The sequence below is a fragment of the Olivibacter sp. EAT-5 genome (assembly GCF_044784325.1).
Lineage (GTDB): Bacteria > Bacteroidota > Bacteroidia > Sphingobacteriales > Sphingobacteriaceae > Olivibacter > Olivibacter oleidegradans.
Window position 1 is genome coordinate 3,557,772 of record NZ_CP173028.1, and the last position, 17,625, is coordinate 3,575,396.

The following is a 17,625-nucleotide window of genomic DNA, read 5'->3' on the forward strand; positions in this document are numbered from 1 at the left end:
ATAAAAAGGATGTAATCTAAACTTCAGCCATCTTGTAACTAAAAGATGTAATTCGAGAAAGAATGTGTTCGCACCAACTTGCAAAAACTATTTAAGATAACTGTTACGGGTTGCTTCATGTTAGGGCGCTTTGATCTTAACACCTTGTTGAATCAGTTGATTGTAAATAGTTTTTGCCAGCAGCAGGGCTTTCTCATGATCACCGTGTATACATAAAGTATCTGCTTTGATAGCGATAGATCTTTGATTTGTTGATAATACTTGTTGTTGGGTGATCATAACTAAAGCGCGCTTCACTGCCTGTGTTGTATCGGCAATAATGGCATCATCCTGACTTCGGGGTGTGAGTTTACCATCATCTTGATAGTTTCGATCAGCAAAGACTTCAGATGCAACAGGAAGGCCTATTTTGTGCGCTGACAAAATTAGTTTGCTACCAGCCAGTCCATATAAATAGAGTCGCTTATCAAAATCATAAACTGCCTGTACAATCGCTGTTGCCAAATTTTCATCTCGAGCCGCCATATTATACAAAGCGCCATGGGGTTTAACATGATGTAGTTTTCCCCCAGCGGTTTTTACAAATCCATAAAGAGCGCCAATCTGATAAAGCACCATATTGTATATTTCCTTCGGACTCATGTGAATTTCTCGTCTTCCAAAGCCCTGTACATCGTTGAAGCCGGGATGTGCGCCTATTGCTACACGTTTTTCGACTGCTCTTGCTACCGTACGCTGCATTACATCTGGATCACCGGCATGAAACCCACAGGCAATGTTCGCCGAGCTGATATAATCGAATAGCATATCCTGTTCCGGGAGTGTATAAGCACCAAAACTCTCTCCAACATCACAATTGATATCAATATAATACATATATAGTTTCCTTCACGTGTTAAATATTGTAGATCTCGGCAATTTACGAAATAGACATATGGATTTTAGTTTGTGTTTCTAAATGATCATATTTAGCGCAACAGCAAGCTTTTTAAGTTCGTTTTCTCTATTCATGTATAGCTTTTCAGCTTCTATATGACTAATGGCCGAAAACTGAATAGAATCTCCGGGCTTTAATTGTCCGCAAAGTGGTAAATCAACTTGTGCTATCTGTGCAATACGCGGGTAGCCACCCGTTGTTTGCCCGTCTGACATTAATAGAACGAGGGAGCCGTCGTGTGTTACCTGTACAGTGCCCGGTGCAACCGCTGTGGAAAGTAGTTCAATTTGGCTGGAACGCTGCAATAGAGGCCCCTCAAAACGATATCCCATGCGGTTGCAATCACGACTCAAGGTATAACTAGCAGACAAAAAATTTAGCAAAGAATCGGCTCGAAACCAAGTAAACTCTTTGCCCGGAACAATCCTGATCATTCTTTTGTCAAGCGGCATGAAGTGCTCTTTATCAATGCTCCAGTTAGGAAAACTGATTTTCGTGCTTTTTAAGTGCGATAATAGGCGCAAAGTCGATGTAGTTAAGTTGTTTGCGTTTTTAAGCGAATCTTGCTTTTTTAAAGCACGTCCCATCAAGCCTCCGAATCTGCCGGTTATATAAGTGCTTTTGCTTCCCAAAACAATCGGAACATCCCAACCTCCCGCGATGGCTAAGTAGGTCCTTGCACCCGAACTGTGATGTCGAAATGCTAAATTTTGTCCGGCTGGGACAAAAAGAGGGCGATTATCAGGTAAAACTTGATCCGATGCATAAAGAATGGAACCCCCGCCGGAATATGCGATTAAAAGATCGGTTTCGGCTTCTAACAATACATCCGCGTACGTTATTTCTATCACAGCCGCATCAATCGCATTAGCTAAGCTAAGATTTGCTAGCCGCATAGAAAGTGAGTCCATCGCTCCGGCAGAGGGAATTCCTTGGGCACGATAAAAGTTTCTCCCCAAATCTTGTACAGTGCTGAGTATGCCGGGTTTTAAAATCTTAACTTTCATTGCTTCTCCTCAGGCGTTTAAATTCGCGTAAATCAATTGTATCGAAAATAACCTCGTCGCCGGCTCGCAATAGGCTCGGGGAAGATCGGTTAATATCGAAGAGACGCAGGGGGGTGCAACCAATGATTTGCCAACCTCCGGAAATTTCCAGAGGATAGATGCCCGTCTGCTTCCCTGCTATGCCGACTGAGCCTGCCGGTACTTGCTTGCGCGGAATCTTCTTTCTTGGTGTTTCCAATAGTGAGGGGGTGCCGCCTAAATAAGCGAAGCCGGGAACAAAGCCGATCATATAAACCTTATAGGTTGTACTACTATGTAACTTGATAAGCTCCTGAGTCGATATATTGTGATACGAAGCTACATATGCTAAGTCCGGTCCAAGTTCTTCCTCATAACATATGGGTAAATGAATAGGTTCCTTTTTTATTTCATTTATCGGAATTGCCTGTTGCTGCAACTCAATTAAGTAATTGGAAATTCGTTCGAAACTATTCAGGCCGTAAAGCTGTTTTGCTTGGACAACCTGTATAGTATCATAGAAAATAGCTAATGAAGTATAGGCAGGGACGGTGGCAATAAAACCTTCGAATGGTAAACGATTTACTAGCTCATCGAGTTGGTGAACTCGGTTAAAGGTTATTTCATCAATTTCTTGCCCAAACTCAATGGTAACGGCACTTTCTGATAAAAAATGAATATTGAAAGAAGGTGTAGATGAATGGCCGGGCCTGCCAAATGGTACTCTCATGTGTAAGTTTTTAATTCATCGCTCAAGCGAAGGTACTAAACCAAATTTATAAAGAAGAAAATGTATATTAGCAAGAATCGTTTTGTTAAAACTTATTGATAACAGAACGAATAACAGCTAACATAAACTACCGCAATAAATTATGGCCGAATTTGATCTTAGTGATTTAGAAAAAATCAATAAAAGCGAGGAAATACTGGATTTTCTAGTCGCAAACGATATCATCAAGGAGAAGAAGTTCAGGAAGCAACTCGCCTACGAAAAAGAACTTTCTGCTTTACAGTTTGAGTTGCTTCGCTTGCAGCAATATGTTATCGAAAATAAAAAACGATTACTGCTAATTTTTGAAGGACGAGATGCCGCAGGAAAAGGAGGAACAATCAGCAGAATGATCGCTAAACTGAATCCGAAAAAAATACGTGTAGTTGCACTTCCAAAACCGACAGAAGAGGAGAAAGGCCAATGGTATTTCCAACGATACGTAAAACAGTTGCCAACCAGCGGAGAAATCGTGTTTTTTGATCGTAGCTGGTATAATCGAGCCGTTGTGGAACCTGTATTTGGTTTTTGCTCTGACTTACAATACACCTCGTTTATGGAACAAGTAAGTTCGTTGGAACACCTACTCATCGATGATGGAATCATTATGATGAAAATTTTTCTTACGATTTCAAAGAACGAGCAACTGGAGCGACTGGAAGATAGACAAAAGGATCCGATGAAACAATGGAAGGTTGGGGATCTGGATGAAAAGGCACAAGAAAAGTGGGATGATTATACCCATTATATAAATAAAATGTTGAAACGATCCGGTACCAAGAAGTCCCCTTGGGTGGAAGTAGTTACAGATGATAAAAAGCAGGCCCGATTGGAGGTTATTAAATACGTCCTTTCAAATGTGACAGGTTTTACGAGTAAACAAGACTCAAAGGTAGACGAGAAACTTATAAAGATTCATGGTTAGGCAATTTTTATTCTAGTCATTCAGTACCTTTGGTGTATAATGAGGATTGCTATTGTAGGAGCAGGAATTGGCGGCTTATGCACAGCCGTGGCGCTGCAAAACCTAGGCTTAGATGTTAGTATTTATGAAGCTGCGCCAGTGATTAAGCCCGTTGGAGCTGGTATAGGACTCGCAGCCAATGCTATATTGGGATTGAAGAGATTGGGAATAGAACAAGCGGTTGTTAGTAAAGGACATCAAGTCACTTCCCTTCGTATGCTTGATACGAAGGGAAAAATTATAAGTAATCAGGATACGGAATTATTAGGACCGGACTTTGCAAATGCAAACTTGGTGATTCACCGTTCGGAGTTGCATGAAGTGCTTTTAAGTAGATTGTTGCCCAACTCATTACATTTAAATAAAAAATTGCTTTCGTTCAGGCGGAAAAAAGAAAACCTCATTCTTTATTTCTCGGACGGTTCTAGCTCGGTTACCAACCTGTTGATCGCAGCAGATGGTATCCGCTCAGTCGTAAGGCAACAGCTTATACCTGATAGTAAGCCGAGATATGCAGGTTATACCTGTTGGCGTGCGGTTATTGAAAATCCGAACATTCCCTTAAATAAAATGGCATCTGTGGAAACCTGGACGGCTGCGGGAAGAGTTGGTATGTCTCCTTTGTCTCACAATCGTATTTATTGGTATTGCTGTATAAATGCGAAAGAAAACGATTCTTGCATGAGAGAAATGAAACCCAAAGATTTGGCAGACAGTTTTTTAAACGCGCATACTCCAATAGCTGAAATTATTCGCAGTACAGCTCCGGAACAACTTATTTGGAGTGATGTATTTGATATTAAGCCGCTTCAGCATTTCGTCTACGAGGATAATATCGTTCTTTTGGGAGACGCAGCACATGCGACAACGCCTAATATGGGGCAGGGCGCCTGTCAGGCGATTGAGGACGCGGTGGTTTTAGCCCAATGTCTTGCCACGCAAAGCGACCGCCCCACAGCACTTAAGCATTATGAAAAACGAAGAGTTAAAAGAACTAAACGCATCATATGGCAATCGAGGCTACTTGGCTGGATGGCGCATTGGGAAAGCCCATTTTGGTGTAGGTTTCGTAATGGTGTATTACGGTCTGTGCCTAAGATTGTTACAAAAAAACAGATTGCCTGGTTATTCAAAGTTGATTTTTAAAAAGCGTCTGACAAAATTATTACAACGCTTTCCTCTTAACTCAAGTGTCAGCTTTTAGCTGAGCGGATGCGATCGCTTGCATTTCGTCTAATATCTTAAATCGCATAAATGTATTTTAGAATGGTTATAATTGCAAACGTAAGCGCTCATTTTTACTTTACAATACGGACGATTCACCATGAAAGAAAATAGGTATGATGATCCTAACTTCTTTGCGAGCTACGGTTTGATGCCACGTTCTACAGCCGGTCTTGAAGCTGCGGGTGAGTGGCCTGCTTTCCGAGCCTTGTTGCCGGATTTGGCTGACAAAACTGTGCTAGACTTAGGTTGTGGTTATGGATGGCACTGCCGCTATGCAATGGAACAGAAAGCGAAGCGGGTCACCGGAATAGATCTGTCTAAGAAAATGTTGGAAAAAGCGAAAGAACTGACGCAAGATCAGAATATCCAATACGAGTGCGTAGCCATTGAGGACATAACATTTAGCGAGGCTACCTTTGATGTCGTCATTAGTTCGCTCGCACTTCATTATGTGAGTGATTTTCAACAGGTTTGCGAGCATGTTTATCATTGTTTAGTACCTAGCGGTACTTTTGTTTTCTCTGTCGAACATCCTGTTTTTACTGCCATGGCTTCTCAAGATTGGTTTTACGATGAGCAGAAAAATCGGATGCACTGGCCCATCGATCATTACTTTAGTGAAGGGCTCAGGAAGACTAGGTTTTTAAATGAAGATGTTATAAAATACCATCGGACTGTTGAGACCTATTTATCAAATTTATTGGATGCTGGTTTTACAATTAATAGACTTTGCGAACCAAAACCATCAGCATCCGTGTTAAAAAATTATCCAGATATGGGTCACGAATTGAGGCGTCCGATTTTTCTTTTACTTTCGGTGTCTAAATAAAATGCCTTAAGTTTTACAATGGTTGAAATAGGGAGATGAAACATTACAAAGTTGTTGCGGCGGTCATAGAGCATGAAGGAGCTATTCTTTGCACGCAAAAAGGTGAACACAATTACCCTTATCTAAGCTATAAATATGAATTTCCCGGTGGAAAAGTAGAGCATGGTGAGCGGGACGAAGATGCGCTGATTAGAGAAATAGATGAGGAGTTGGCATTATGTATTAGGGTAAATAGAAAAATAGCTGTTGTTAATCATCAATATCCCGATTTTATGATCACATTAACTGCCTTTCACTGTAATTCAACTTCACGTGACGTTACGTTGGTGGAACACCTGCATGCAGTATGGTTACCAAAAGAAAAACTAAAGACGTTAGCTTGGGCGGCTGCTGATCAGCCCATCTTGCAATATTTGTAGTGTCATTGGTACTATTTTCTGCAGCATTATAATTTTTTTATTTCAATTTATGAAAAATGTATCTTTTTAATAAATTAGCTGCCGCATTTCAAATCTGACTCATTTGGCAAGCTCGGCTAAATGGTTGGTCTAGCTCGGAGCCCACGATTTGAAAGCCTAACCACTTTGTACTGTTAGTGTTAAAAATTATAAATTTTTTTTTATGTTAGCGCGTGCAAAACGATTGTATTCATTTTTTACCATTTTATTTTTCCTGTTGGGGCTATTGCCTTATAGTTTTTATGAAAATTGCCTCGCCCAAGGTCTTTCATTGTATACGCCGTATCCGAAAATTTCAGTACCACCCGGAGAATCGATCGATTATTCGATTGATTTAATTAACAACAGCAATGCAATAAAAACCAGTGATATTTCAGTTGTCGGCTTGCCAAAAGATTGGAGCTATGAACTGAAATCCGGAAATTGGGATGTGGCGCAACTTTCTGTTCTTCCGAAGGAAAAGAAAAGCTTTAACTTAAAGGTTAATGTTCCGGTGAAGGTTAACAAAGGCGCTTTCCAATTTCGGGTGCAAGCTAAAGGATATGCTTCTTTGCCATTGACTGTGCTGGTATCGGAGCAGGGAGGCTATAAGACCGGGTTTTCGTCTGATCAAAGAAATATGGAGGGGGCAGCCAATTCAATGTTTACCTTTAATGCGACCTTAAGAAATCAAACCGCAGATAATCAAGTTTATGCCTTAACGGCGCAAGCACTTCCGGGATGGAATGTGTCCTTTAAGGCGAATGGCAAACAGGTTTCTTCAGTAGATATGGTAGCTAACCAAACCCAAAACATTACGGTTGAAATAGATCCGCCTGATGAAACGAAGGCAGGTTCCTACAGAGTACCTGTTTTGGCGACTACAGCGAATACATCAGCTAATTTGGAATTCGAAGTAGTGATCAAGGGATCTTATAAAATGGAACTGACCACACCGACCGGCTTACTAAGCACTGATGTTACAGCCGGTGAAAGTAAAAGGGTGCAGCTCGCACTAAAAAACAGCGGTTCGGCTGATTTAAAAAATGTCGAAATGAAGTTTTCTGCTCCGGCAAACTGGGATGTCGTTTTCGAACCCGCAAAAATTCCTTTGCTAAGACCTGGGGCAACCGTAGACGTCTTCGCAACGATTAAAGCGGATAAGAAGGCCATTGCGGGTGATTATGTGACGGAATTGGAAGCAAAAACACCGGAGATATCTTCGAAAGCCTCGTTTCGTATATCCGTCGAAACTTCTTTACTGTGGGGATGGTTAGGCATTATGATCATTTTAGCGGCTATTGCTTGTGTATATTACCTAATTCGTAAGTACGGAAGGAGATAGGCGGTGGAAGAAGTTATCGAATTAAAAGGCGTTACAAAATGTTACGGTTCATTGAAGGCCGTTGATAACTTGGATCTCGCGGTTCGAAAGGGAGAAATATATGGCCTTTTAGGACCAAATGGTGCCGGTAAGTCGACGACAATTTTAATGATGCTGGGACTGACTGAGCCAAAGACAGGAACGATTAAAGTTTGCAATATCGATTCCACTGTCAATCCCATCGAGGTAAAAAGACGAGTCGGTTATCTACCGGATAATGTCGGGTTTTATGATAATCAAACCGGATTGGAGAATCTGATTTTCACCGCTAAACTTAATCGCGCAACGTGGACTGAAGCAAGAGACAGAGCTTTAGATCTGTTGAATCGAGTAGGGTTGATAGATGCGGCTAATAAAAAAGTTGGAACCTATTCTAGAGGAATGCGCCAGCGACTTGGCTTGGCAGATGTTTTGATTAAAAGACCGGAAGTAATTATTTTGGATGAACCGACACTCGGTATTGATCCGAGTGGTGTCAAAGCATTTTTAGACTTGATTGTTCAGTTAAGTAGAGAACAGGGGCTTACTGTTTTGCTCTCATCTCATCACTTACATCAAGTACAACAGGTATGTGATCGGGTAGGGATCTTTGTTAATGGCAAATTGATTGCCAATGGCACTATACCCGAACTTTCGAAACAACTTTTTAGTAGCGAAGTGTTTACGGTGGAGGCAGGTATCGCTTGGCACGAGTTGGAAAAACCACATCAATTGATAAACGACCTGGGGAAGATCGATGGAATTAATAGCGTTAAGTATGAGCAAAATCGATTATTGATTGGGTGCTCAACGGATAAAACGGCTGCTATAGCACGTACAATTGTCCGTTCAGATATTGATCTGACACACTTGTATCAGCGACAATATGGTTTAGACGAAATTTATCAGCGTTATTTTGAAGGAGAACAGAAGTATGTATAAATTATTGAATTTGAACCTTATTTCTTCGAATCGGGAAGAGAGAAGACCTGCTCACCCTTTCAGAGTTTTGGTAGCCAAAGAGGTCAGTGACCATATTAGAAGTTGGCGCTTTATCATTTTACTTTCGCTTATTCTATTAACCTGTGTTAGTTCGTTATATACATCTATGAGCGGTATCAGTAAGGCTATTGCTAAACCGGGTGACCCGGAAAGCGCCTTTCTGTTTTTAAAATTGTTCACACTTTCTGATGGATCTTTACCTCCCTTTCATGTATTTGTTGGTTTTTTGGGCCCTCTTTTGGGGATTAGTCTGGGTTTTGACGCCATTAATTCTGAACAGAATGCCGGCACTTTGAGTCGAGTTATGGCGCAGCCTATTCATCGCGATTATCTAATTAACGCGAAGTTTGCAGGGGCTTTGATCGTAATCAGTACACTTTTTTTTGCATTGGGTCTGGGAGTTATGGGGTTAGGGATCATTATTATTGGTATTCCGCCAACTCCTCAGGAACTCCTCAGAATCTTTCTTTTTCTTTTTCTCAGTATACTTTATGTGGCTTTTTGGCTAAATCTGGCCATATTTTTTTCCATACGATTTAGACAAGCTGCAACATCTGCATTGACCGCCATTGCCGTTTGGTTATTCTTCACTGTTTTTTATCAAATAATTATTAGTCTTATCGCTAAGGCAATTATACCTACCGCGGCAGCCGACACTTATCAAAGCCTAAGCTATCAAAAGCTGATCAGCGATTTACTGCGCATAGTACCTAGCCAACTCTACAGCGATGCAACAACGACGCTTTTGATGCCCTCTGTTCGGAGTTTGGGTCCATTAACAATGGAACAGGTTTACGGTGCAATACCAAGTCCCTTGCCGATCGGTGAAAGCCTCGCCATTGTGTGGCCACAACTTACCGGTTTAGTAGCTGTCACTATATTATGTTTTGCAGGTTCCTATTATTTATTTATGAGAAGGGAAATAAGATCGCGCTAATGCCAGATAGAGAAAATGAATACCCTTGTATTATTTCTTATCAAGGTTGAATTTTAAAGCTTGTATGCTTTTATGGCGCTTTTTATTTGCTCTTCCTCTGTTGTGTCAGGATATAGGATGTAGCTGGGAGCAAATATCGGCTTAGTCTTTTCTATTTGGACAGAGATAATATTGTTTATTGGGAACTTTCCTTTGGTCATTTGAATTAAGGGTTGCAGCAACAAATTAAAATGTAGATGACCTGAATCAATAATTGTGGCCTTTCCCTTTAATTGCCATCCCTTCTGTATCAAAATGTCAATAAAGCTGATGCAGACATTATCGTTTTCCATAATGTTTTTAATAGATTGGGGAGATGCAATATCAGCAATTAGCAGGTTTTGCCCATAATGAGTAAAGATCTCTTTCGGAGAAACATTAGGAAGTCCTTCTCGTGAGGCCGTGGCAAGCCAACATAGGACGCTTTTATCAATATAGCGTTTTATTTCATCTGTAAGCATACGGTAAAGCTAACTATTTTTAACAATAAAGAGACCAACTAACGTTATAACAACTAAATACGACATGTGAATATTGCTCTTGTCAGGCATGTTCAAACGTCGTTTTCCTTCCAACAGGGTGACTTTCGTTGCTGCTTTTTCCAAATTGTTTATATCGAAAATAAGAAATGAAGGCAATCGCAAAAATTGATGTTACCGTGATGTATACCCACGATGGGATGGGAACGGGATCTCCTTTTGCATACGAATGTAAGCCCGAAAGGTAATAGTTAACCCCAAAATAGGTCATGATCACGCTCGAAAAGCTTAGCAAAGAGAGCAAATTAAACAAAAATTTACTTTTCAATCCAGGAATTAAACGAACATGCAAAACAAAAGCATATAATATTATGGAAATAAAAGCCCAAGTTTCCTTCGGGTCCCAGCTCCAATAGCGGCCCCAACTTTCATTTGCCCATATGCCGCCCAGAAATGTACCTATAGTTAATAAGAACAGTCCAACAGTGAGGGACATTTCGTTTACAATTGTTAGTTCGTTTAGGGATGCACTGACCTTCAAAGCTATTTTTTTGTTTTTTATAATATGCAAAATGAGCGTCACAAGACCAATTAGCGCGCTTAGGCCGAAAAATCCATAACTGGAAGTAATGATAGCGACATGTATCATTAGCCAATAGGATTTTAAAACGGGTACTAACGGTGTAATCTGAGGATTCATCTGTGAACCCCCGTGTGCAAAGCCCATTAATATCACAGCTATAAGACATCCCGCTGCCGGGATAAAGGCATTACTATTGCGATATAAGATAAGGCCGGAAAGTATCCCAATCCAACTAATAAACATAACCGCCTCGTAGCCATTACTCCAGGGCTCATGACCGGAGATGTACCATCGGATGCCTAGGCCAAGTGCCTGTAAACTGGCCGCAATTGTTACAACAACGAGTAGAAAAGAAATTAATCGACTCACAAATCTGGCCTCCGAGAAAAGCTTAACAAAGGCTAACGCAAGAATTAGACTTCCCAATAAAGCGTAAGCAATCATAAGCTTAAAGAAGATATTCCATGAATTGTATCGGATTTCCCAGTTAATTTTTGCTTCCGATGGAATAATTTCTTTGCCTATTTCTTTTTGCAACGACTTTAATTTTTCTAACTGTTGATCGGCTTGCTGCCAATTTTGTGTGGTTTGTGCATAGATGACTTCTTTAAGATAGGCCGCGAAAGGATTTTTAACATCGGTATTATGATTTGCATGTTCACTACCCCAAGCAACCCAAGTATTGTTCGGATCATTCGGGATAGGTAATACCCGTAGATATTGCCCACTGATCAGGTACTGCATAACCTGTAATTTATCATTCAGTTCAATAAGCTCTTTGTCATAGCTGTTTTGGTCAGCAGGCTTTTTCGCGAATGCTTGTTGGTATTCATCTTCTAGAACGAAGGTCGCTTTATTATCCTTGAGCGTGATTAAGTTAAGTAGCGATGTATACCCCTTAGGGTCTGCTTTTACACGATTTAACAGCTCCGGCCCACCTTTTGCATTTACTTTAATTAACGGGACTTGTGCCCAATCAAAAGGCTGTGTTGATACAGACAAAAGGAATTGATTGGCATCTAATTCGTAAAACTGATCTTTGTGATGAAGTTTCCGCAAGATTTCCAGTGCCAAGGTATTGATGGGTTCTATTCTTCCGTCAAAATTTTGTACTAGAAGGCTTCCGAAATTAGCTGCATGTGATTTGCTTAGTTTTACCGACGCTGCGAATTGAGCAGGGTCTTGTATTTTGCTAGGTACAGGCATTGAAAGATCGGGCCGGTTTTCTGATTGGACAGCCGAATCATGCGTATGTACATGGTTATGCTGATGTTGATGCCCCTGTTCGTCGCTTTTCAATAGCTGATCTCCCCTGGACGGACCATGCATGTCTATTTCCTGTGCATAACTTGCGCCAAATGGCATAAACAAAAGGAGTAAAAGCGACGCCTTTTGCTTCGATAAAGCGCTTAACTGCTCATTTAGCTTAGAGAAGCGAGTTCCCTTCCAAAACAAAGTAACAAACATGGCTAGAAATAGAAATGTGTAACCTATATAGGTGGTGGTAGTGCCCCAAAAATCATGATTAACTGACAAAACGGTGCCTTTTTCGTCCGGGTCAAAACTTGATTGAAAGAAACGGTAACCTTGGTGATCCAACACATGGTTCATATAGATGGTATATGGTGTCTCTGACTGTTTTTCTACAATTGCTAAATCGGAGGAATAGGAGGCAGGACTATTACTTCCGGGGTATTTTTCCATTTTGAATTTGCGAAGTTTAAGTTCAAAGGGTGTGTAATATATTTTTGAGCCGTAGCCTATGGACACGGTTAGACCACCTATTTCGGACTGATGTTGAAAACTGGTAATACCTTTTCCTCCATAAAATGATACGGTATCGGTGGTATTATTGGTTGAGAGTTCCAGCTTAACCAGGTCAGCCTCGTTTTCATGCGTACGCTTATCGCCCTCAAAATGGATAATCTCACCTTTGGATGGTGCTTGAGGTATAACAAAAGTTAAACTTCCTAGCGTGTACAAACTACGAAGATGAAAAGGTTGTTTCTGTTCTGCTTGGAGTTCACCCTTTTCCTGTGACGCCATAATCATATAGCCACCACCTACCGGCGAATTGATAACTAGATTTCCAGCTTCTTCTTGAATGTTTACTGCCCCTGGTGTTTCCTTGTTATAACTGACTAGCATATTCTGGATCAGTTGTACACTACCCGAAGGGATATATTTGTTCTCTCTTTTACCTTCGATCAAGGTCACGAGATGTAGTATGTTCTTGCCTGTTGACGACGCTACCAGCGAATCTTGGGCTCTCGGTATGTAATCCAAGACACGCATTTTTAAACGTTGTCCCATAAAATCGTACTCTGCAGCATATTCCTTTTGAAAAGGCTTTAAGTAAAAGGGAACCTGACGAGATGTTAGAATGACCGGTACGTCTTTATAGGCTAAGGCTTCTTCACCATTTGTAATTTGTACCTTAAAAAATGAAGCATCGGAAATAATTTCATTATTGGACTCCCCCTCACGGATATGCATAGAACCTTCAAAGCTGATATAACGGGTAATCGCTCCGCCGACGAAGATTAATATGAATGCCAGGTGGAAAACTAATAATGGCCACTTTTTCCGCTGGATTAATTGATAGCGTTTTATGTTTCCGATGAAATTAAGCACGAGTATGACCATAATCAACTCGAACCACCAACTGTTGTAAATGAGGGCTTTTGCCACAGGCGTGCCGTAATCATTTTCAACAAATGTAGCCACCGCCATCGAGAAAGCGTATAACAACAACATAAAACCCATGGTTCGGGTAGAAAAAAGTATCTTTCCGACGAAATTCATTAACAAATATTTATAGGTGAGTAGCAGACACTAAAAAATAATTCCTTATGGGGATTTGCGGCAAATATCTTGCTTTTTAGAGGGAGAAAAGTAAAACCAATATAATTTTTTTGTAAAAAAAGAATAGTGATTGACCTAGAGCCATGGCTCGCTATAAATTTCTCCATAGTTGTTGGTTTCAATCAAGTTGATACCGATTCCTCGTAAAAATTGAATCTTACCAAGATTTCGGTCGTCCGGTTTTTCGTTTTTAGGAGCAATATACCAGGCCTTTTTTCTTCTGCCGGGAAATTTTCGGTAGTATTTTGCGCGTTCTATTAAAAGCCATCGGATGAAAATTTCATTTTCTTCCAACCCTAAACCGAAAATACATAACTGCTTATTAAAGAAGACTTGGAGCCATGTATTACCTCCACTCCAAATCTTTTGACTGTTATTGTTAAAGAGACTGCCTGTGCGACTTTTATAGATGTAATTTCTTGCTTTTTCAATGGATCCCATATAATGAGAAAGACCTAGACGAATGCTTCTATGGTAGCTGACAAGTCCATTAATAAACCATATTCCGAAACCTTTCAACGGATCTTTTAACTCGTGATCCGAGAAATAGGTTGACCAAGGATAAAAGTCAGTGAAAGACGTCGTTTTAAAACGGTATTGCTGCATGAAGGGCAGTGAAGAAAATGTAAGATCAAAATTGGTGGTAAGAATAGGTGCTTCATGCTGCCTGGCCCACTGTACGAATGAAACATGATGATCGAACGGCTGCCAACCGCTCAGTAGACGACTTACTTCTTTCTGAATTTGAAATGGGCTGTTAGCGGTTTCTATGCTAGCTAAGTCCAGCAAATCATAAAATTCAGTGGTTGTAATGCCTTTCGGGACGAAGTTAAAGACGTCTGGAGAAAACTTATGCCATAGCTTAAGAAGTAATTCCTCCCAAGATAACGCTTTTGGATTGTTAGGATATCGATTGATGCCGTTGCCAATTACAAAGGCGATATCTTGTTCCTGTCGGATTAACTCCTTGAATTTCATCGTATATACTCAATGATGAGCGGAATATTTAGAGGGCAAGCTACAAAAAATATAACAAAAAGTGGATAGCAAACTAATGTTTAGCAAGTTGTATGCGCGTATTAATACTATAGGTCGCCAATAAAATCAACCCGATCCTGAAAAAACTCGATGAAAATGCCTTCGTTGTAATAATAATAGGATACAATAAATACATCCCCATTGTAATATGAATCCCGATCGTCGGGTGGTCCCCAATATCGCTCAACCATATCTATTCGGTGCCCTACCTGGGGCCAATAGTTTTCAGGATTGTAATTATCTTTTTCGCAACTGAAAAAGGTGAAACTAATAACTATCAATAATAGGATCGCCAGACTAGCTCGTATGATGGAGTGAAATAAAAAAGCTCGGCTATGCATAGAAATCAAAATTTGGTAACGCGCGGACAAATGTATAATTTTATCTTCCATTTTTCGATCGATATTGACTTTGGGTGAAGAACAATAAGCAATTACCAAAATATTTTTATCTGCAAGACGACGTGCAGTGGGTTGCGCAGCAACTCTTGGGAAAGGTTATCTACACTAGTATTAATGGCCTTGTAACCGGTGGGATTATCGTAGAGACAGAAGCCTATAATGGTATAACAGATAAGGCCTCCCATGCTTATGGCAGACGTTTTACCGAAAGAACAAAAGTAATGTATGGGGAGGGAGGTGTATCGTATGTATATCTTTGTTATGGGATCCATTATCTCTTTAATGTTGTAACCGGTCCAATCGATGTTCCACAAGCTGTTTTAGTGAGAGGTATTGAGCCAATTGTTGGGCTCGATTATATGTTAAAGAGACGTAATATGGAGGTACTGACTCCACGGCTTTCTGCAGGCCCGGGAACGCTGACGCAAGCTTTAGGCATTGCAGGAAATTTCAACGGAAAAAGCTTATCCGGTGACGATATTTGGATAGAGGACGTGGGGATCTCGTTGGATGAGCAAGATATTGTTGTTTCGACAAGGATTGGTGTAGAATATGCAAAGGAAGATGCTTTATTGCCCTGGCGCTATTATATAAAGGGAAATCGTTTTGTAAGTCGAAAGTGAAAACATAGCAAGCCTGCTATGTTAATTGTTCAAATATTCCCAAGCGCTGTAGTAAGCATGTTCTTTTTCTGAATAGGTAATTAAATCGGCATAGAAAGGTAGCTTTGATAGGGTAAGGCTATCACCTACCATCACTAATTTCTTTTTTGCCCTTGTCATCGCGACATTCATGCGCCTAATATCGCTTAAGAAACCAATTTTTCTTTCTTGGTTACTTCGTGTAAGGCTGATAATAACAATGTCTCTTTCTTGACCTTGAAAGCCGTCGATGGTATTGATCGTAACTTTATCTTTATATATGGAAAGAGGGTCGGCTTCCAACAACGCTTTGAACTTATCGACTTGCGAAGCATAAGGAGAAATAATAGCGATGCGAGGATAATTTTCGGGTGAATAGTGTTGGCTAAGCGATGTACTCAACATTGAAAGGTAATGTAAAACAAAGGAAGCTTCTTCTAAATTGTATATGCTGCCTTCATCGTCTCTTTCATCAAACCCACACCCCACCGTATCGATAAATTGCAAGGGCTGATCATTAGGAAACAACAGGGTATTTGCAACGGAACTGTGTGCAATTAGCGAGCTTTGGTAAAATTTTTGGGAGGAAAAGGACATGATGGATGTATGCATTCGATACTGTTCCTGAAGCATAACACCTGATTGCGGATATAAATGAATGCATTTTTCCAGTAATGTTTCCTTAAGTCCCTGATTAGCAGCAGAAACGGATTTGATCGTTGGAGGCAACTGCTGATGATCGCCTGCTAATATTAATTTCTTTGCTTTTAATATGGGAATCCAACATGCGGGTTCTAGAGCCTGTGCGGCTTCATCGATTATGACTGCCTCAAAGCAAATGTTTTTTATTGAGTAATGGCCGGCTCCCACCAATGTTGCTGTAATTACCTGCGCATTTTTGATGACAGATTCTGTAGCATACTGCTCTAAAGCATCGGCTTCCTTTATAAGCTTTGCTGCTTCGGCAAATAATGTTTGTCGCTGGATTCGCTCTTCTTTGCCGAAGTTACGTTTATACCTTCGTGCCATTTCACGAAATTGATTTGCTCGCTTTCTGATTTTTTTAACTTCTTTTATTGACGAAGTTTGGCTGATCTGCTCATCTAATGTCGCATGTAGTAACTCAGGTGTTACACGAGAGGGGCTTCCGATTCGTGTAACATTGATTTGTGCTTTGAGAAGTTGATCTGTAAGAAGATCTACTGCAGTGTTGCTCGGTGCAACCACCAGTAACTGACAGTTTCTTTCTTTCAGTAAAACCTTGCAAGCTTCGATGATGGTTGTAGTTTTGCCAGTGCCTGGGGGACCATGAATGATGGCTATATCATTCGCAGATCGAATTTTTTCGATGGCTAGCTGCTGATTGGCATTCAACCTATCTAATAAAATAGGGGTAGCAGAAGAAAAGAACACAGGTTGCCTTTCTCCTGTTAACACCTGAATAAGAGGGTTTTTGCTTGCTTTTGAAGCTTCTAGCAGTGCATTTTGCATTTGCTTATAGCTATACTCATCAAATAATAAATCGATGCCAAGTTTACCATCGTGAATCCAGTCGGGAAGCTCATCAAGACGCAGCATAACTTTCATTCTGTTTTCAACAAGATAGGACACTTGTCCCACAATGCGGTGATTAACCGAATCAAGATTAGAGAAAAGAGCAACTGACGCCCCGGATTTAAAATGATGTATTGCTTCTTGATCGTTTGAACGTTCAATTTCAACAGAGATGTAGTCGCCTCTTTCGATAGTTGTTTTTTTTATATGTACCGGGAACCAAGTGTTCCCATTTTTTTTTCGCTGTGTAATGGACAGGGTAGTTAGCGAGGTTTGAAAGGAATTCCTATCTTCTATTTGTTCTAATTTTAATAACGCTAACAAATTGCCAAAATAATCCATGCGGCAAAGATAAGAAGCATTTTAATTAAAATTTTTTTGTTATAAGGATGAGATGGCTGCGTAGTTATGTATGCATAAGTAATAAAATAGGTAGATTAGTGTTGCCTGTGTGTGGGAGTGAAAAAAAACGATTTGATTTCCAGTTTGTTGTAAAAAAAGCTGTGGTCCGGGGCGTGAAACATTTGGGGGAACG

Annotated in this window: 16 protein-coding genes; 8 read left to right on the forward strand and 8 right to left on the reverse strand. The window is 40.4% G+C overall.

Going from position 1 to position 17,625, the window contains the following annotated elements; translation table 11 throughout:
• Nucleotides 1–120: 120 nt before the first annotated feature.
• From ACH11B_RS14560 to pxpB, 3 genes are all read right to left on the reverse strand, one after another.
• Nucleotides 121–876: a 5-oxoprolinase subunit PxpA gene (locus ACH11B_RS14560; protein ID WP_013665978.1), complete on the reverse strand. Its 756-nt coding sequence runs from the start codon at nt 874–876 to the stop codon at nt 121–123.
• 78 nt (nt 877–954) lie between these two features.
• Nucleotides 955–1,944: a biotin-dependent carboxyltransferase family protein gene (locus ACH11B_RS14565; protein ID WP_377610399.1), complete on the reverse strand. Its 990-nt coding sequence runs from the start codon at nt 1,942–1,944 to the stop codon at nt 955–957.
• On the reverse strand, nt 1,934–2,692 hold the full coding sequence (gene pxpB, locus ACH11B_RS14570; protein ID WP_377610401.1) for a 5-oxoprolinase subunit PxpB: 759 nt from the start codon (nt 2,690–2,692) through the stop codon (nt 1,934–1,936). The genes ACH11B_RS14565 and pxpB overlap by 11 nt, the downstream gene beginning before the upstream one ends.
• Before the next feature lie 142 nt (nt 2,693–2,834).
• Here pxpB and ppk2 point away from each other — a divergent pair, with 142 nt between their 5' ends.
• The 7 genes from ppk2 to ACH11B_RS14605 all read left to right on the forward strand — a co-directional run bounded on the left by ppk2 (nt 2,835) and on the right by ACH11B_RS14605 (nt 9,490).
• On the forward strand, nt 2,835–3,656 hold the full coding sequence (ppk2, locus tag ACH11B_RS14575) for a polyphosphate kinase 2 (protein WP_013665981.1): 822 nt from the start codon (nt 2,835–2,837) through the stop codon (nt 3,654–3,656).
• 39 nt (nt 3,657–3,695) lie between these two features.
• Nucleotides 3,696–4,841 carry an FAD-dependent monooxygenase gene (locus tag ACH11B_RS14580; RefSeq protein WP_377610404.1) on the forward strand — a complete coding sequence of 382 codons (1,146 nt, stop codon included), beginning with the start codon at nt 3,696–3,698 and terminating at the stop codon, nt 4,839–4,841.
• Nucleotides 4,842–5,019: 178 nt separating this feature from the next.
• Entirely contained in the window at nt 5,020–5,751 is a 732-nt protein-coding gene (locus tag ACH11B_RS14585) for a class I SAM-dependent methyltransferase (RefSeq protein ID WP_377610406.1), read from the forward strand.
• 35 nt (nt 5,752–5,786) lie between these two features.
• Nucleotides 5,787–6,170, forward strand: coding sequence for a (deoxy)nucleoside triphosphate pyrophosphohydrolase (locus ACH11B_RS14590; RefSeq protein ID WP_377610408.1), 384 nt, complete (start codon nt 5,787–5,789; stop codon nt 6,168–6,170).
• A 202-nt stretch (nt 6,171–6,372) separates the two neighbouring features.
• On the forward strand, nt 6,373–7,533 hold the full coding sequence (locus ACH11B_RS14595) for an NEW3 domain-containing protein (protein ID WP_013665985.1): 1,161 nt from the start codon (nt 6,373–6,375) through the stop codon (nt 7,531–7,533).
• 3 nt (nt 7,534–7,536) lie between these two features.
• On the forward strand, nt 7,537–8,493 hold the full coding sequence (locus tag ACH11B_RS14600) for an ABC transporter ATP-binding protein (protein WP_013665986.1): 957 nt from the start codon (nt 7,537–7,539) through the stop codon (nt 8,491–8,493).
• 10 nt (nt 8,494–8,503) lie between these two features.
• The gene (locus ACH11B_RS14605; RefSeq protein WP_404273974.1) at nt 8,504–9,490 is read left to right on the forward strand and encodes an ABC transporter permease; all 987 of its coding nucleotides are present in this window, start codon (nt 8,504–8,506) and stop codon (nt 9,488–9,490) included.
• Between the two features lie 53 nt (nt 9,491–9,543).
• On the opposite strand, the gene ACH11B_RS14610 is transcribed toward ACH11B_RS14605, so the two are convergent.
• From ACH11B_RS14610 to ACH11B_RS14625, 4 genes are all read right to left on the reverse strand, one after another.
• Entirely contained in the window at nt 9,544–9,990 is a 447-nt protein-coding gene (locus tag ACH11B_RS14610; RefSeq protein ID WP_377610411.1) for a pyridoxamine 5'-phosphate oxidase family protein, read from the reverse strand.
• Nucleotides 9,991–10,072: 82 nt separating this feature from the next.
• On the reverse strand, nt 10,073–13,396 hold the full coding sequence (gene ccsB / locus ACH11B_RS14615) for a c-type cytochrome biogenesis protein CcsB (RefSeq protein ID WP_377610413.1): 3,324 nt from the start codon (nt 13,394–13,396) through the stop codon (nt 10,073–10,075).
• 135 nt (nt 13,397–13,531) lie between these two features.
• Nucleotides 13,532–14,434, reverse strand: coding sequence for a hypothetical protein (locus ACH11B_RS14620; protein WP_377610415.1), 903 nt, complete (start codon nt 14,432–14,434; stop codon nt 13,532–13,534).
• Nucleotides 14,435–14,541: 107 nt separating this feature from the next.
• Nucleotides 14,542–14,886: a hypothetical protein gene (locus ACH11B_RS14625; RefSeq protein ID WP_377610417.1), complete on the reverse strand. Its 345-nt coding sequence runs from the start codon at nt 14,884–14,886 to the stop codon at nt 14,542–14,544.
• A 23-nt stretch (nt 14,887–14,909) separates the two neighbouring features.
• On the opposite strand from ACH11B_RS14625, the gene ACH11B_RS14630 reads away from it, so the two are divergent.
• The gene (locus ACH11B_RS14630) at nt 14,910–15,518 is read left to right on the forward strand and encodes a DNA-3-methyladenine glycosylase (protein WP_377610419.1); all 609 of its coding nucleotides are present in this window, start codon (nt 14,910–14,912) and stop codon (nt 15,516–15,518) included.
• A 21-nt stretch (nt 15,519–15,539) separates the two neighbouring features.
• On the opposite strand, the gene ACH11B_RS14635 is transcribed toward ACH11B_RS14630, so the two are convergent.
• The gene (locus tag ACH11B_RS14635) at nt 15,540–17,432 is read right to left on the reverse strand and encodes an AAA domain-containing protein (RefSeq protein WP_377610420.1); all 1,893 of its coding nucleotides are present in this window, start codon (nt 17,430–17,432) and stop codon (nt 15,540–15,542) included.
• Between the last annotated feature and the right edge of the window lie 193 nt (nt 17,433–17,625).